We start from the raw sequence: 14,118 nt of genomic DNA, 5'->3' as shown, positions 1-14,118 counted from the left end.
CTACGACCAGCTTCTTGAATTCCGGCGTGTATCGTTTGTTTGGTTTTCCTCTTGACATAATAAATCACCCCATCTGTTAGATAGTATATCATACTGTCTAACAAATGGGGTGCAGTTCAAAAGTGCAGGGGGTTTTTTCAGGGAAAGATGTATTTGGTGTTATCGGTTGATTTTTTTCTGATCGGTACGCTCTAGGATATAATCTACGCTTACTTGGTGAAAATCCGCCAAAGCACAGAGTACCTGGGGAGGGATCATCCGTTGGCCGCTTTCGTAGTAGGCGTAAGTGCGCTGGGAAAATCCAAGGGCTTCGCCTATCTCTTGTTGGGTCATATCCAGATCCTCCCGCAGATCCCGGATCCTTCGATATTGCCACATAGGAATCACCAAAACCAGTATAGCCCAAAATATTCTAGAAAATCCCTTATTAGAACGGATTGTTCTTGGGTGAGTTTTCTATCAGAGGAAAGATAAACCAAAAAAATCCGGGGGTAAAAAGGGCTCGCGGGTAAAGGAAAAACAGAAATTTTCCCAGGAAAAAGAAAGGGCGATATGCTCTCCAGGAGGCAGAAACAGGCCGATGTAGCACCGCCTGTTTCCCCGGTCCCGTGTCGGGACGCCCGTTCCTGTCTCCGGCGGAGTGCCTCCGCCAGCCCCTTGCAAAAACTCGAAAAAGTGGCCTAAGCCACTTTTTCGACACGCTCTCTGCCCCTTCTCCCAAGGAGAAGGGGCAGGGTGGGCTTTGACCGAGTTTGTTTACTGCTCCAGCCTGGCTTTGACAAGATGATCCCCGGCCAGCACGCCGGCGAAAAGATATTTGCCCTCGCTGTTGGTTTTGGCATCGGCCACCGGAGTTTCGCCGTCGGTGACAACACCTGTCAGGGTGGATGGGGGCGGGGGCGCCACCGAAAGCTGCAAGTCAATGTTGGCTTCCTCCATGCCGCTGAGGGAGAAGCTGGTGCTGTACTGCAGGGACAGCAGATCCTGTTTGATATCCGCCGTGGAAAAAACCTCCTGAATGGAAAAATGGGCATAGGGAGATGGGGTTTCCCATCGCCCCATGCCCATGGTATGCTCCGAGGAGGAAAAGGGGACGGCGCAAAAAAATCCCCCCGGCCTTGGGGCCGGGGGGAGGCGCCTGTGAAAAGGGGATCACAGGCCGGTTTTCAGATGACATCAAGCGGAGACCGCAGGAAAAATCTTGTTCAAAGCGGCGAAGAGCTGCTCGCCGTCAAAGGGCTTATAGACAAAACCCGCGGCGCCGATGCGTACGGCTTCGTCGATGGTGTCGTCGTAGGCCAGGGAAGAGACCATGAGTACATGGGCTTTGGGGTCCTTCTGCAAAAGCAGGCGGGCGGCTTCCAGCCCATCCATGCCGGGCATCAGAATGTCCATGGTCACAAGGTCCGGGGAGAGTTTGTCATACAGTTCCAGGGCTTCTTCGCCGGACTGACAGCATCCCACTACTTCATAATCGGAATCGGCCAGAATCTTTTGCAGCTGCAGCTGAGCAATGCGGGAATCGTCCACAACCAAAATCTTTTTAGGCATGGGAGGATCACACTCCTTTATCTGAAAAATAGTTGCGTTACAACGCTTTGAGGAGGGGAAGAGGGTAATGGATCAGCTGAAGCCCCTCCTGGCGGCAGCTGGTATAGAACAGGACGCGACACGGTTCCGGCACAGGAGCCACAGGCCCGCAGCGGAACTGCGGGATACGGAACCGGGTGGAAAGCCCGGCGCTTTGGTGCAGCCCGGCGGATACATTTCCGCAGAGCACATTGAAAAATTCTTTGGCGGTGTCTTCCATGTCCTGGGGGGTTACATCGTTGGCATCCAGCACCTGCTGGGCCAGGTGAAGCAGAAACTCCGTGTCCATACACAGGATCAGGCTGCCTTGATAGTCGCCTTCAAAAGTGGTATAGACCGTGCACATATCCTCAGATGATTCCGATTGCTGGGAGAAAAGACGCACCAGCCCCATGTGATGGGTGATCTTTCGCAGCGCCTGATCTGAGATGGACAGAAATTCCTGTTCCGTGAGAGCGTTTGCCAAATCGGAATCTCCTTTCAAAATAAAATATTGGGTCTGACTCTAAGAAGAAATGCCATGGGGCGGAGCAGGAAAACCAACATATTTTTATACTATCATCATACACGAATCAAGGGTCAATCGTCAAGCCCGATGGCACAGGGAGCGGTGTATTTTGTCACCTGAAAAAACTCCCTGCCGATGGTAACCGTTGTCACCGGATAGCAGGCATCGCACAGCAAATGCCGGTGGGCGGGAGCCGCTTCTTTTTCCGGGTGGAGATGCTCGGCGCCGGCCTGGCGGTTCAGCTTCATCTGCACCACTTTCAAAGCCAGACGCTGGGAATGGATCTGCTTTTTTACCTCGGGCGTCTGGGGCTTTCCCTCCAGGGTTTCCAGAAGGGCCAGGGCCTTGTTTTCCTCGGCCTGGAGCTGGGCCCGCTCAAATTCCTCGTTGGGACTGCCGCCCAGGAAAATGGAGGTGGGGCGCTCATTTTTGGAGCCCACCGTCTGGGCCGATACCGTCTGGGCGGCGTGGATGCTGCCGCCCACGATGACGCCCCGGCCGGTGCAGGCATAAATGCAGTCGTCACTGTACACATTGGAATCCACGATGCAGTCGGCATAGATGCTCTCGCCGGCATAGGCGTTGCAGCGCTCCATGTATTTGGCGAAGATGCTTTTGTAGGCCCGGATGTCCGCTTCCCCCTGGCCCTGGACGCCCCGGGAGAGCACCAGGTTTTCACCGGCTTCCAGGCGGCAGCCCTCCACCACGCCGTCGATCTGCACATTGCCGGTGGCCCGCAGGATGGACCCTGCGCTCATATCCCCGTGGATATACACATCGCCCAGGAAGCTCACCGCTCCGTCTTCGGCGGTCACATCACCTGAGATCTCCAGCACCGGCTGCACCAAAAAGCTTTTGCCGGAAAACTGCACATGGCCATTGCGGGCGGCCAGAAGGGACAGGCCATCGGAGGAAAGGCGGGTGCCGCGGCCCCCTTCCAGGGAAGGGGAGCTGGTGGGGGGAGGGGCCAGGGTGCGTCCCCGCACCGTCCGGCCGGGCTGACCGGCAACGGCCGGGTGGAGACGGCACAGGGTCTCTCCCTCCTTCACCTTCCGCACCAGATTGAGAGTCACATAGTTGGCGTCCTCCAGGTTTCCCGACAGAAAGGGGGTGAGGGTGCGGGGGAACAGTTCTTCCACCCAGCCGTCCCGGCCCGGAGAAGGGGTGCGGCCCATGGCCACAGGGAAGGGGGTGAAATACCGGCCCTCCATGTGGGGCAGGCGGCAGAGAAATTCCAGGTCGATCCCCTGGGTGACCCCTTTTTCGATGAGGGCCTGGAGCAGATCGTTGGAGGACAGCTCATGGCCCTGGCCCACCGGGGGCAGGAGAAAGATCCAGGCCACCATATCCTCGTGGGACAGGTGGACCACCGCCTGCCCGTCCAGGTTTTCCCCGGCATAGAGGGGGGAATGCTCCAACAGACGGCTGAGCCGGGCGAAGGCGGCCCGGGTGAGGGCGGCCTGGAACCGGCCTCCTTCCAGGGGCACATTGCTTTTGGCCTCCAGCGCCTGCCAGGGGCCGGAGGGCAAGGTGATCTCCAAAGATTCCGGCTGCTGGCCCTGCCACATACCCTGCAGGGCACACAAGGGACTGTGGGCGGCAAAGCCCATGGAAAAGGCCAGAAGCCGCATGGTTTCTGGGGGCGTGTCCTCTGCTTCCAGGCGGAAGTACTGAGGATGCCAGTGCTCCATTGGTTCCATTGATTTCACTTCCTTTGACGCCGGGAAAACCCCGGGCTATGCACAGAGAGAAAGAGAATAAAAGAGGGAATTTGTCACAAAAATAGACCTATTTTCCATATCGTCCTGTTTTTCCAGGAGATAAGCAGCCGGAAGAAAAATTTCCCCGGAGGTTTTACCTCCGGGGAAATGGGTCTCAGTTCTATTTTTTCTTTTGGGCCGAGGAGCAACAGTGGCAGCAGCCCTTTCCGGCGTCACAGCCGATGCAGGGGGAGCCGCTTTTTTTGGCTTTGTATACAGACCGGGCGGCCAGGGCCACCAGGGCCAAAATCACTCCCAGCAAAATAAGGTCCATAGGGGACATCTTTGAAAACCTCCTTTTTCAGAAAGGGCTTGCAGCGCAGCCGTATCAGTCGCCGGCGTTCAGAGCGTAGTCTCTGGACAGCTGTCGGTCGGTGCGGCGGATGAGAAGGGCGAATACCATCACGATGGCCAGCACGGCGATGAGCCCGGGGACGAAGCCCTGGCCAAAGGCGCCGGTGGTGACCAATGTGCCGATCTGGTAGACCAGGAAGGCCACCACATAGCCTGTGGCAAACTGAAGGCCGATGCCTCCCAGCAGCCATTTTTTGTCCCGGATCTCCGAGTTCATGGCGCCGATGGCGGCAAAGCAGGGCGGGGTGAACAGGTTGAACATCAGGTAGGCCAGAGCGGCGGCCTGGCTCAGGCCGAAGATGGCGGCCACCTGATCGGCCCCGTGGGTGAGCACCAGTTCATCCACATTGATGAAGTTGGTGATGCCGTAAACCACGGCCAGTGTGCCCACCACATTCTCCTTGGCGATAAAGCCGGTGACAGCGGCGGCGGCCAGCTGCCACACCCCAAAGCCCAGGGGAATGAGCAAAACGGCGATGGGACTGGCGATGGAGGCCAGGATGGAGGAGCTCTCCATGCCTTCTTCCACCAATGTAAAATGCCAAGTGAAGTTCTGCATCAGCTGTACCAGCGTGTTGCACAGCAGGATGATGGTGCCGGCCTTGACGATGTAGGCCTTGCCCCGGGAGAGCATGGCCAGGGTGGCCCGCTTCAGGCTGGGGATTTTGTACTGGGGCAGCTCGATGAGGAAGAAGGACTTCCGGTTTTTGTAACCGGTGATCTTGCCGATGAGCAGGGCTCCCAGGAAGATCAGCAGGATGCCTGCAAAATACATCAGTGTGCCCACCCAGGAGGCGTCATGGAAAAAGACACCGGCAAACAAAGCGATCACCGGCAGTTTGGCGCCGCAGGGCATAAAGGGGGTGAGCATGGCGGTGGCCTTCCGCTCTCTTTCATTGCGGATGGTGCGGCAGGCCATGACGCCGGGGATGGCGCAGCCGGTGCCGATGACAAAGGGGATCACCGATTTGCCCGAAAGGCCCACTTTCTTGAAGATGGGGTCGAGAACCACGCTGACTCTGGCCATATAGCCGCAGTCCTCCAGCAGGGCGATGAGAAAGTACATCACCATCACCAGGGGCAAGAAGCCCAGTACAGCGCCCACGCCGCCGATGATGCCGTCCACCAGCAGGGCCTGGAGCAGGGGGGAGCTGCCTTCGATCCAGCCGCTCACCGTGCCCTTGAAGGAGTCGATCCAGCCGGCCAGGGTATCGCCCAGGAAGGGGCCTACCCAGGCCTGGGAGATCTGGAACACCAGGAACATCACCACAGCAAAAATGGGGATACCCGCCCATTTATTGGTGAGCACATTGTCGATCTGGTCCTGGCTGTTTTTCTCCCGGGTGAGGGTCTTGCGTGTTTCCACGCGGGAGACGATGGTGTTCACAAAGGCGAAGCGGGCCCGGTCGGCCTGTTCCACCGCCTTTTTGCTGGTCAGGTCCACATTTCCCTGGGAATAGGGAGCCTTCTGGCCTTGTCCCAGCAGGGAGGCCGCCTGAGAAACCGCTTCTTTGAGCCCGGTGTGCCCCGAGGAGGTGGACACCGTCTCCACCACCGAACAACCCAGCAGCTCACTGAGCTTTTTGGTATCGATCCGGTTGCCTGCCTTTTCGTTCAGATCGCTTTTATTCAGTGCCACCACCAAAGGGATGCCCAGTTCCAGCAGCTGGGTGGTAAAGAACAGGCTGCGGCTGAGGTTGGTGGCGTCCACGATGTTGATGATGGCATCGGGGTGCTCATGCTTCACATAGGAGCTGGTGATGCTTTCCTCCGAGGTGAAGGGGGACATGGAATAGGCCCCCGGCAAGTCCACCGCCGTCAGCTCCGGGGAGCCGGAATAAAAGGCTTTTTTGATGGGGCTTTCCTTCTTTTCCACGGTGACCCCCGCCCAGTTGCCGATCCGCTCGTTGCGGCCGGTGAGGGCGTTGTACATGGTGGTCTTGCCGCTGTTGGGATTGCCCGTCAGCGCGATTCTCATATTCTTTATTCCTCCTCTATACCCGGCCTCTGGTCGGGTGATATGCATTGTGATTAGCATACGCTAACTTCGTGGGGAAAGAAAAGGCGGAATTAGCGAAAGCTAACCGCCTTTCAAAAAAAAACGGTCAAATCTGGATGGCTTCGGCCAGCTGGGTGTCCATGTTGTACCGGCCGTCCTTGATGGAGACCACGCAGCCGCCCTCCCGGTGGGAGATGACGGTGATGGGCTCGCCACTGAAACAGCCCAGGGAAAACAGGAAACTGTCCAGTTCCTCATCGTCGGTAAGGATCTCTTTGACGATGTATTCCACGCCTTCCTGTGCATGGGTGAGATTCATGGGGGATTCCTCCTTTGCAATTGGTTAGTCAGTACTAACCGTGCATTACTATACCATTGCCCAGGGCCTTTGTCAAGGGGGAGGGGAATTTTTTTCCGGGGTTGACAAATGTGGACTAAAAGAGTATAGTATTCCATGTCAAGAGGAACGAAACACTTTTCACACATATAGACATATAGGAGGAAACTACAATGGATCTGAAGGGAACACGCACAGAGAAGAATTTGTTGGCCGCTTTTTCCGGTGAGTCCATGGCCCGGAACAAATACCTGTTTTTCGCCGACAAGGCCAAGCAGGAAGGGGAAGAGGAAGTGGCCCAGTTGTTTGAGATGATGGCCCGCAATGAAGGCGTCCACGGCAAACTGCTGTACCAGAGCATGAAGCAGGTCGGCACCAGCAGCGAGAACCTGCAGGAGGCCATGGAAGGGGAATATGGCGAGTGGAGCAGCATGTATCCTGCTTTCGCTCAGGTGGCCCGGGAAGAGGGCTTCTCCCACATCGGCACCCTGTTTGATGAGATCGCCAAGATCGAAAAGGATCACGAGTTCCGCTTCCTGGGTGCGCTGGCCAAGCTGAAGGCCAAGAATAAAGCAGCTGCTCCCGCACCGGTGGAGCCTGCGGAAAGCAAGATGATCTCGGTGGCCGGTTACCGCTGCCAGTTCTGCGGCGCCACTTATGAAAAGGCTCCCGATGTGTGCCATGTGTGCCAGGCCATTGGTTCCTTCGAGCCTACCACTATCCAGAAGAATGTGGAAGGCTAAAAAGTACATTATATTAAGAATAGAAAAACCTATATAACGAAAAGGGTCGTCTGCTCTACCCCTATCAATCCGCAAAAAGCCGCGACCTGTGCGTGGCTTTTTGCACTTCTCAAGGGGCGAGTGTGCGCCAAAGGCGTGCATACAGCCCCTTGCAAAAACTCGAAAAAGTGGCCTAAGCCACTTTTTCGACACACAAAAAACCGCCCTCCAAAGAGGGCGGTTTTGATGTCAGGGGGTATCGCTGAGGCCGGTGAGATAGTCCAGAGAAACCTGATAAAACTGAGCCAGACGGACAGCGGCCTCTAGAGGCAATGGCCGAAGACCCCGTTCATATTTGGAATATAGGGATTGATCGCATTGCAGGATATCGGCCACCTGCTTTTGGGTCAGGTCGGCATCCTCCCGCAAATCCCGGATACGGAGATTCATAAATTATCACCGTACCCACTATAACAAAGGACAAATGGTACTATTGACAAAATGGACTATTTGTCCTAAAATTTTATAAAAAAGAGGTGATGGCATTGAGCGATTACGCCGATTATAAAACCATGTACTATACCATGATGCAGGCCAGCGAGAAGGCCATCCGTATTCTTATCGAGGCCCAGCGCCAGTGTGAGGAGACCTATCTCAACCAAAGAGAACCTTCTTTGACCCTTTTGCCCATCAAGGACACCGGCCCGGAAGAAAAACAGGAAAAATAACAGGGGAACGGGAAAATGCCCCGTTCCCCTTGCTTTTATGGGGAAAGTGTGCTATCCTTCAGTTAGCATAAACTAACTAAAGGAGGCTGCTTGTATGACTGTTTGGGAAAAGGATGTTTCTCCCGGGGAGAAAAAATGGGTGGAGATCCCGGTGCCCGGAGGCGAAGTGCTGCGGGGGATGTGTCTGCGCGGAGCGTCTTCCGGCCCCCGGCTGGTGGTCACCGCCGGTGTTCATGGGTGTGAATATGTGGGGGTAGAAGCACTTCGCCGTCTGATCAAAGAGCTGGAGCCGGGAGAGATGAAGGGCAGCGTTTTTCTGTTGCCCTTGGCCAATCCTCAGGGCTTTTATGCCGGGGCCAAACAGGTGGTGCCGGAAGATAAGGTCAATCTGAACCGGGCTTTCCCCGGCTCGCCCCAGGGCAGCGCCGCCTTCCGTCTGGCCTGGGCTCTGGAGCAGACTCTTTATCCGGGAGCGGATTTTTTGGCCGATCTTCACAGCGGCGATTGCAATGAGAGTTTGCAGCCATTGGTCTTTTTCCCGCGGGAAGGGGAAAAAGAAGTGTGCCGGGCCGCCCGTCAGGCCGCTCAGGTGCTGAATGTGCCCTATCGGGTAGCTTCCACTGCCAAAAATGGCCTGTATAGCTGGGCAGTACAGCAGAAGATTCCCGCGCTCCTTATTGAGCGGGGATGCCAGGGGCTTTGGAGTGAGGAGGAAGTGAAGGCCTGCCAGGAGGATGTGCTGGGCTTGCTTTGCCACCTGGGAATCTGCTCCGGCCCCGTTCCCGCGCCGCTGCAGAGGGAGATCACAAAAGCCTGGTATGTGGAAGGGGAGGAAGAGGGCTTCTGGTATCCCCAGGTGCAGGCCGGGGACATGGTGAAAAAAGGGCAGCTGCTGGGCGTGGTGGAAAATCTGGAAGGCTCGGTCATCTGCCGGGTACAGGCGGAATCTGATGGAGTGGTGCTCTATCACACCACCGCTCTGGGCGTGGGGAAAAACGAGCCTTTGATCGCCTATGGAACCTGGGATGAGAAACAAACCCAATGACAAACAGCCCTCCGGCATTTCTGCCGGAGGGCTGTTTTTTCATCCCATTTTTTCAAATCGGGCAGAAAGGGCAGCCAGTTGGCTGCGGGTGAGGGAACTTTGAGGGGAGAGAAGGTTGGGGGAGACCCCTTCCATCAGCCCTTGCTCCACACTCCAGGACAAAGGCTCCCGGGCCCATTGGCTTACCTGGCTTTCGTCGGCAAACCCGGCAAGGGCGTCCCCCTGGCTTTGTCCTCCGGCGAAACGGCAGAAGAAGGCGGCCATTTCCTGCCTTGTCACCGGGCTTTCCGGATGGAACAGGCCCGCTTCATCCCCTTGGGCAATGCCATTTTCCTGGGCCCAGGCGCAGGGGGCGGCATACCAGGCGTCCTCTGCCACATCGGAGAAGGAAGCGCGAGACACCCCAGGGCTTCCGGCCAGGCGGTAAAGCGCCGTTACCGCCATGGCCCGGTTGACCGTTTGCTGGGGGAAGAAGAACTGTCCGTCCCCTTCCAGCAGGCCTTGGGCAGCGCACCAGGACACATCTTCATAATACCAGGCCTCTTCGGCCACATCGGCAAAACTGGGAGCGGGGGAGAGGGGGCCGTCCGGGCCGGAAAGCTCCGGTTCCCAGGAGGCCGTCAGCTGGGTCTCTCCGGCGGGCAGGACATACAAAAGGGTATCCTGCCGGGCCCCCTTCTGGTACCGCTCTATTTTCAGCAGGCCTTTTTCCTCCCCGGTGAGGGTCAGGCTCTGTCCCAGGGGCAAATCCCGGAAAAATCCCAGCTCTTCGTCCTCTTGGAAAGCAGGAGAAAGAGGGGTTTCGCTGGAAAGACGCAGATAGGCGCACTGGGTGTCCAGGGCCTTTTTCCCCAGGGACAGCCAGCTCAGGTAATAGGCCATGATGTGGCTGTAAAACAGGCTGTCCTCTCCCCGCAGGCTGCGGAGGGCCTGGCTCAGCGGGGCCAGATCACCCTGGAGGGAGGAAAGAAAGACAAAGGCGGCCTGGGTCTGATCGGCGGCGCCGCCCAGAATGTCGGACAGATACTGGAAATATTCCGCCAGAGTGATCTGCCGGGGGATCAGCGAACCCAGGGTGAACTGCCGCTGGATGTAGTCCGCAGGGAAAGGGGCCAGCGCTTCCAAAAGAGCAATGAGCCGGTCGGTGTTACGGCATCCTTCTGCATCGGGAAGGGAGAGGCCGGTGAGATCCTGGTACAAGGGCGCCGCTTCCTCCTGCATCTGGGCGTAATCGGCCCGGGAGCTTTGGGAGGGCAGGAACCGGTCCTGACCATAGCGGCCATAGCCCCAGGCGGCCAGGGGCAGCCGGGGGATGGGGTCCTGGGGACTGATGATGTTGAAGATGCCTGGGGTTTCTTCGGTGATGGCCTCTTTTTGCACTGTGGCCGGGGTGGCGAAGGTGCAGCAATACACCGGCTGGCCTTCTTCCGTCAGGCGCTGGGCGGCCAGATTGGCCACCGCGGCCCCACGGCTGTGGCCGGTGAGAAAGAACAGGGGTTCATCATCTGAGAGGGTGGCAAGGTAGCTGTCCAGCTGCTCCATCATTTCATCCCGGGCCAGGGCAAAGCCCTGGTGCTCCGTCCCTTCGCCGATGCGGAAATTGCTCCGCCACTGGGCGCTGCCGTCGGTGCCCTGGATGACGACGGCCACCAGGGTTTTGTCCGTGTCCGCCAGCTTTTTACAGCCGAAGGCATAGGCCACCTGATCTTCCGCCTCTTTTTCCTCCGGGGCATAGTGGCAGAGCTCCACCTGCTCAAAGCCCAGGCCGGTCAGGGCGTTGGTCAGCTCTTCCCCCTGGCCCTGGGAATAGGCGGCGGCAGAAAGAACCATAGATGCCTGGGCCAGGCCCTGCTGGTATTGGGAAGGCTCCTGGGCAAACCAGCTGTCCTCCCAGGAAAGGGCAACCTGAGCGGATGTCCCTGTTCCGGTCTGAATGGTCACCTGGATCTCCTGCTTTTCGCTCTGGGCCCAGGCAGGGGCCGGGGCCAGAGACACCGCCAGAAGCAGCGCCAGCAAAACACAAAGGATCTTTTTCCCTCTCATAGCCATGCCTCCTTGCTTTTTCTTACAGTATAGCACAAGGGGAATGACAAAAAAAGAGGCCCGAGGGGCTGCCGAGCGTGTCGAAAAAGTGGCTTAGGCCACTTTTTCGAGTTTTTGCAAGGGGCTGTTCACCCGCCCCCGGCGCTTCGGCAAGACGGAGATTTTCAACCCGTGGTCGGTGGTCAACTACTTCAGCAACGAGTGTGAGCCGAGGCCCTTCTGGGTCTCCACCGGCAGCAACGATATTATCGGGGAAGTGCTTGCCCAGGCGGACGAGGAGATTTATAACCGTCTGATCTCCCTGGTCAACGGCGAGACCTTCACCACCTTCATCGACACCGGCGTGATCTATCCGCAGATCAAGAGCAATCCCTCCACCATTTACAGCTTCCTGCTGGTGACCGGCTATCTGAAGGCGCTGAAAACCACGCCCTCCTTCAGCGGCGATTTTATGTGCGAGGTCTCCCTGCCCAACCGGGAGATCTCTCTGGTGTATAACAAGGAGATCTTGCAGCGGCTGGAGAATCTGATCCCGCCGTCCACGGCGATTTCCGTTCAGGAGGCCATCTTCTCCGGCGATAACGCACGGCTGAAAGCGCAGATCCAGACGCTGCTGACCCAATCGGTCAGCTCCTTCGATACTGCCGGAGAGAACTTCTACCACGGCTTTATGCTGGGGCTGTGCGCCCTGCTGGGCGGTGCTTTCGTGACCTCCAAACGGGAATCGGGCGACGGGCACTATGACATTCAGCTGAAGCCCACGCAAAAGGGTCTTCCGGGCATCCTGATCGAGCTGAAAGCGGAGAAAAATTGCAGCGACGAGCAGCTGAAAAAGCTGTCCGAGACGGCCTTGCAGCAGATCAATAAGAAGAAAAAGCACACGGTTTTGCCCGTGTGCTTTTCTGTTTGAAAGAAGCAATCTGCATTGAGTATCTTTTGGTGTATGAATTCCAAAGAAGCCCATATAATCTTTTTTGAAGGTAAAAATATAGTATATCCAGCGGAAACGAAACTTCGAAATAAATTTAAACAAAAATGTTGTTTAAATCGGTTTCTGTGCTATAATAAATAAAGATGGAAGCAAAGGAGGAAGTGTTGGATGAAACTGTTGAGGATTCGTGCATCAAACTATAAAAATTGCTGCGATGATTTTACAATCGATCTTGTGGCAAAATCCAAGAAAACCAGTGAAGATAAAGAATACGAGCTGCAGGAAATTGCAGAAGAACTGTATGTGTTTAATACGATAGCCTTTGTTGGAAAAAATGCATCCGGCAAAACTTCTGCAATTGAGCTGATGGAATGCGGTTATTCCATTCTCAGTGAATTCCGTTTGGAAAATAAACACTATGATTATGATAATGTAAAATTGGAAATCATGTTCTATCATGAGGGCTGCATTTATAAATACAATACCATTTTGAAAGCAGATCCGAATTTGGGAAGCAAGGCCAATTTTACAGAGCAGCACATCTATCGAAAAAAGTACTACAAATCCAATGTGAATAAAATTTATTCTGACGAAGGATTTGAAGAGATCAAGGATTTGGGAGAACTTCCGGAAGACACATCCATTGTGTTCTTTGTGCTCAAAAAGAAGGCCAACCGCGCAGTTTACTTCAATTGCGAGGGTGAGGGTGCAGACACATATCGCCTGGTGTTCAAAGCGATGAAGACCTATGAAATATCGAAAGAAGTTCTGGCCAAGGTCATTAAGATTTTCGATGACAAAATTCAGAGCTTGGAGATGATGGATGAAAAGAATTATAAGCTCGTCTATCAGGACCGTGTCAAAGAACTCTCTGATTCTGAATTGGTCTATATGCTTTCCAGTGGTACAACGAAGGGCGTTCTGCTCTATATTTTTGTGGTTGCGGCGCTGGAAAATGGGTTTGATCTGCTGATCGATGAAGTGGAAAATCATTTTCACAAAACTTTGGTGGAAAATATGATCAGCCTATTCAAGGATAAGACGGTGAATAAGAAATCGGCTACACTGATATTCACAACCCATTATTGTGAAGTTCTGGACTTGTTTAATCGCCAGGATAACATTTGGATCGCCAAATCGGACCGCAAAATTCATCTGGAGAATATGTATGAAACCTATAACATCAGAGCAGAGCTTTTGAAAAGCCGACAGTTTTACAACGATGTTTTTCATACTTCCGTGAATTATGAAGATCTCATGGCCTTGAAAAAGGAGCTAATGAGATGAAATATCTGATTATGTGTGAAGGACCAAATGAACTTGCGATCATAAAAATGCTGTTGGAACATGATAAGCTGATATTTACAGAAGATGATTTGCTGAACTTGGTTCCCTATCATGCAAGGCAGATCGGAAAAAGTTCTGCTGTAAAAGCTGCACTCAATCTGTATCATGGGGATGTCCATGTTTTGAGAATCGGCGACAAATTAAGTGACCAACTGAAGATCCCCAAAGAATACAAAGGCAAAATTAAGGATGTGAAGAAGTACTGCACAAAACCGGAGCTGGAGATGCTGCTTATTATCTCGGAAGGTTTGGATGCTGACTTCGAAAAGGAGAAGTCCAAAAAGAGTCCCAAAATCTTTAGCAAAGAACATATAGTGTATCATAGGACTCGTTACGACAACAGCACGGATTTTTACCGCAACTATTACGGAGACCGGATTGATCTGCTGGTGGATGCGATAAAACGATATAAACAGCTGAAAGGAAAACATGAGAGGGACGAGGGTTATCTGGCGGATCTGCTGAAATAGAAGCTGATTTGTGTAAGACACATCCAGGTATTGTAGGAAAAGGGCACGAAACTAGTGATGGTCTTTGTCCATCAGCATTTTTAGCTGGAGGTGTGGATCTCCGATGTCAATCGGATGACTCGGGGCCGCTGAGTGGAGCTTGGGAACACCTGTTCTCTGATCGTAGAATTGACCAAGAACCCCGCATCACACCGATTTTGCGGTGCAAAGGCCTGTGGGAAGCTACCTGTGGGATGGGGATAAGATGGTGGCTTCGGTGAAAGCGGTGGCCGAGCAATTGTTGG

The 14,118-nt window shown here is 54.7% G+C and carries 16 protein-coding genes; 6 read left to right on the top strand and 10 right to left on the bottom strand.

The window, feature by feature from the left end; translation table 11 throughout:
* Nucleotides 1–159: 159 nt before the first annotated feature.
* The 8 genes from KQI26_RS06500 to KQI26_RS06465 all read right to left on the bottom strand — a co-directional run bounded on the left by KQI26_RS06500 (nucleotide 160) and on the right by KQI26_RS06465 (nucleotide 6,530).
* Entirely contained in the window at nucleotides 160–378 is a 219-nt protein-coding gene (locus KQI26_RS06500; RefSeq protein WP_216503778.1) for a helix-turn-helix domain-containing protein, read from the bottom strand.
* Nucleotides 379–756: 378 nt separating this feature from the next.
* Entirely contained in the window at nucleotides 757–1,062 is a 306-nt protein-coding gene (locus KQI26_RS06495; protein ID WP_216503777.1) for a carboxypeptidase-like regulatory domain-containing protein, read from the bottom strand.
* A 114-nt stretch (nucleotides 1,063–1,176) separates the two neighbouring features.
* Entirely contained in the window at nucleotides 1,177–1,551 is a 375-nt protein-coding gene (locus tag KQI26_RS06490; RefSeq protein ID WP_118747489.1) for a response regulator, read from the bottom strand.
* A 37-nt stretch (nucleotides 1,552–1,588) separates the two neighbouring features.
* Nucleotides 1,589–2,056 carry a chemotaxis protein CheX gene (locus KQI26_RS06485; RefSeq protein ID WP_216503776.1) on the bottom strand — a complete coding sequence of 156 codons (468 nt, stop codon included), beginning with the start codon at nucleotides 2,054–2,056 and terminating at the stop codon, nucleotides 1,589–1,591.
* A 113-nt stretch (nucleotides 2,057–2,169) separates the two neighbouring features.
* Entirely contained in the window at nucleotides 2,170–3,798 is a 1,629-nt protein-coding gene (locus KQI26_RS06480) for a DUF342 domain-containing protein (RefSeq protein ID WP_216503775.1), read from the bottom strand.
* Nucleotides 3,799–3,979: 181 nt separating this feature from the next.
* A complete protein-coding gene (locus KQI26_RS06475) occupies nucleotides 3,980–4,141 on the bottom strand; it encodes a FeoB-associated Cys-rich membrane protein (RefSeq protein WP_216503774.1) in 162 nt (53 codons plus the stop codon).
* 45 nt (nucleotides 4,142–4,186) lie between these two features.
* On the bottom strand, nucleotides 4,187–6,190 hold the full coding sequence (locus tag KQI26_RS06470) for a ferrous iron transporter B (protein WP_216503773.1): 2,004 nt from the start codon (nucleotides 6,188–6,190) through the stop codon (nucleotides 4,187–4,189).
* Nucleotides 6,191–6,317: 127 nt separating this feature from the next.
* The gene (locus KQI26_RS06465) at nucleotides 6,318–6,530 is read right to left on the bottom strand and encodes a FeoA family protein (RefSeq protein ID WP_118747494.1); all 213 of its coding nucleotides are present in this window, start codon (nucleotides 6,528–6,530) and stop codon (nucleotides 6,318–6,320) included.
* A 191-nt stretch (nucleotides 6,531–6,721) separates the two neighbouring features.
* Between KQI26_RS06465 and KQI26_RS06460 the strand changes: the two genes are divergently transcribed.
* Nucleotides 6,722–7,291: a rubrerythrin family protein gene (locus tag KQI26_RS06460; protein WP_216503772.1), complete on the top strand. Its 570-nt coding sequence runs from the start codon at nucleotides 6,722–6,724 to the stop codon at nucleotides 7,289–7,291.
* Between the two features lie 228 nt (nucleotides 7,292–7,519).
* Here KQI26_RS06460 and KQI26_RS06455 read toward each other — a convergent pair whose 3' ends face one another.
* Nucleotides 7,520–7,720 (bottom strand): helix-turn-helix domain-containing protein, encoded by a 201-nt coding sequence (locus KQI26_RS06455; protein WP_216503771.1) that lies wholly within the window; start codon nucleotides 7,718–7,720, stop codon nucleotides 7,520–7,522.
* Nucleotides 7,721–7,809: 89 nt separating this feature from the next.
* On the opposite strand from KQI26_RS06455, the gene KQI26_RS06450 reads away from it, so the two are divergent.
* Both KQI26_RS06450 and KQI26_RS06445 read left to right on the top strand, forming a co-directional pair.
* Nucleotides 7,810–7,998, top strand: a complete 189-nt coding sequence (locus tag KQI26_RS06450; protein ID WP_216503770.1) for a hypothetical protein — start codon at nucleotides 7,810–7,812, stop codon at nucleotides 7,996–7,998.
* 94 nt (nucleotides 7,999–8,092) lie between these two features.
* Nucleotides 8,093–9,043, top strand: a complete 951-nt coding sequence (locus KQI26_RS06445) for a M14 family metallopeptidase (RefSeq protein ID WP_216503769.1) — start codon at nucleotides 8,093–8,095, stop codon at nucleotides 9,041–9,043.
* Between the two features lie 39 nt (nucleotides 9,044–9,082).
* Here KQI26_RS06445 and KQI26_RS06440 read toward each other — a convergent pair whose 3' ends face one another.
* On the bottom strand, nucleotides 9,083–11,086 hold the full coding sequence (locus KQI26_RS06440) for an S-layer homology domain-containing protein (protein WP_216503768.1): 2,004 nt from the start codon (nucleotides 11,084–11,086) through the stop codon (nucleotides 9,083–9,085).
* Nucleotides 11,087–11,264: 178 nt separating this feature from the next.
* Here KQI26_RS06440 and KQI26_RS15710 point away from each other — a divergent pair, with 178 nt between their 5' ends.
* From KQI26_RS15710 to KQI26_RS06425, 3 genes are all read left to right on the top strand, one after another.
* Nucleotides 11,265–11,996 (top strand): PD-(D/E)XK nuclease domain-containing protein, encoded by a 732-nt coding sequence (locus tag KQI26_RS15710; protein ID WP_371744098.1) that lies wholly within the window; start codon nucleotides 11,265–11,267, stop codon nucleotides 11,994–11,996.
* A 189-nt stretch (nucleotides 11,997–12,185) separates the two neighbouring features.
* On the top strand, nucleotides 12,186–13,304 hold the full coding sequence (locus tag KQI26_RS06430; RefSeq protein ID WP_216503767.1) for an ATP/GTP-binding protein: 1,119 nt from the start codon (nucleotides 12,186–12,188) through the stop codon (nucleotides 13,302–13,304).
* Nucleotides 13,301–13,834, top strand: coding sequence for a GNAT family acetyltransferase (locus KQI26_RS06425; protein ID WP_216503766.1), 534 nt, complete (start codon nucleotides 13,301–13,303; stop codon nucleotides 13,832–13,834). The genes KQI26_RS06430 and KQI26_RS06425 overlap by 4 nt, the downstream gene beginning before the upstream one ends.
* Nucleotides 13,835–14,118 lie beyond the last annotated feature (284 nt).

This window comes from Intestinimonas sp. MSJ-38 (genome assembly GCF_018917925.1).
Classification (GTDB): domain Bacteria; phylum Bacillota; class Clostridia; order Oscillospirales; family Butyricicoccaceae; genus Pseudobutyricicoccus.
The sequence above is the reverse complement of the archived record's forward strand: the minus strand, read 5'-3'. Positions and strand labels throughout refer to the sequence as shown.

Bases quoted from the DNA above. Each gene is read 5' to 3' on its own strand.
- KQI26_RS06445 (WP_216503769.1), top strand. From the start codon at position 8,093: ATGACTGTTTGGGAAAAGGATGTTTCTCCCGGGGAGAAAAAATGGGTG.
- KQI26_RS06455 (WP_216503771.1), bottom strand. From the start codon at position 7,720: ATGAATCTCCGTATCCGGGATTTGCGGGAGGATGCCGACCTGACCCAA.
- KQI26_RS06460 (WP_216503772.1), top strand. From the start codon at position 6,722: ATGGATCTGAAGGGAACACGCACAGAGAAGAATTTGTTGGCCGCTTTT.
- KQI26_RS06425 (WP_216503766.1), top strand. From the start codon at position 13,301: ATGAAATATCTGATTATGTGTGAAGGACCAAATGAACTTGCGATCATA.
- KQI26_RS06490 (WP_118747489.1), bottom strand. From the start codon at position 1,551: ATGCCTAAAAAGATTTTGGTTGTGGACGATTCCCGCATTGCTCAGCTG.
- KQI26_RS06450 (WP_216503770.1), top strand. From the start codon at position 7,810: ATGGCATTGAGCGATTACGCCGATTATAAAACCATGTACTATACCATG.
- KQI26_RS06480 (WP_216503775.1), bottom strand. From the start codon at position 3,798: ATGGAACCAATGGAGCACTGGCATCCTCAGTACTTCCGCCTGGAAGCA.
- KQI26_RS06430 (WP_216503767.1), top strand. From the start codon at position 12,186: ATGAAACTGTTGAGGATTCGTGCATCAAACTATAAAAATTGCTGCGAT.
- KQI26_RS06475 (WP_216503774.1), bottom strand. From the start codon at position 4,141: ATGTCCCCTATGGACCTTATTTTGCTGGGAGTGATTTTGGCCCTGGTG.
- KQI26_RS06470 (WP_216503773.1), bottom strand. From the start codon at position 6,190: ATGAGAATCGCGCTGACGGGCAATCCCAACAGCGGCAAGACCACCATG.
- KQI26_RS06500 (WP_216503778.1), bottom strand. From the start codon at position 378: ATGTGGCAATATCGAAGGATCCGGGATCTGCGGGAGGATCTGGATATG.
- KQI26_RS06495 (WP_216503777.1), bottom strand. From the start codon at position 1,062: ATGGGGCGATGGGAAACCCCATCTCCCTATGCCCATTTTTCCATTCAG.
- KQI26_RS06465 (WP_118747494.1), bottom strand. From the start codon at position 6,530: ATGAATCTCACCCATGCACAGGAAGGCGTGGAATACATCGTCAAAGAG.
- KQI26_RS06440 (WP_216503768.1), bottom strand. From the start codon at position 11,086: ATGAGAGGGAAAAAGATCCTTTGTGTTTTGCTGGCGCTGCTTCTGGCG.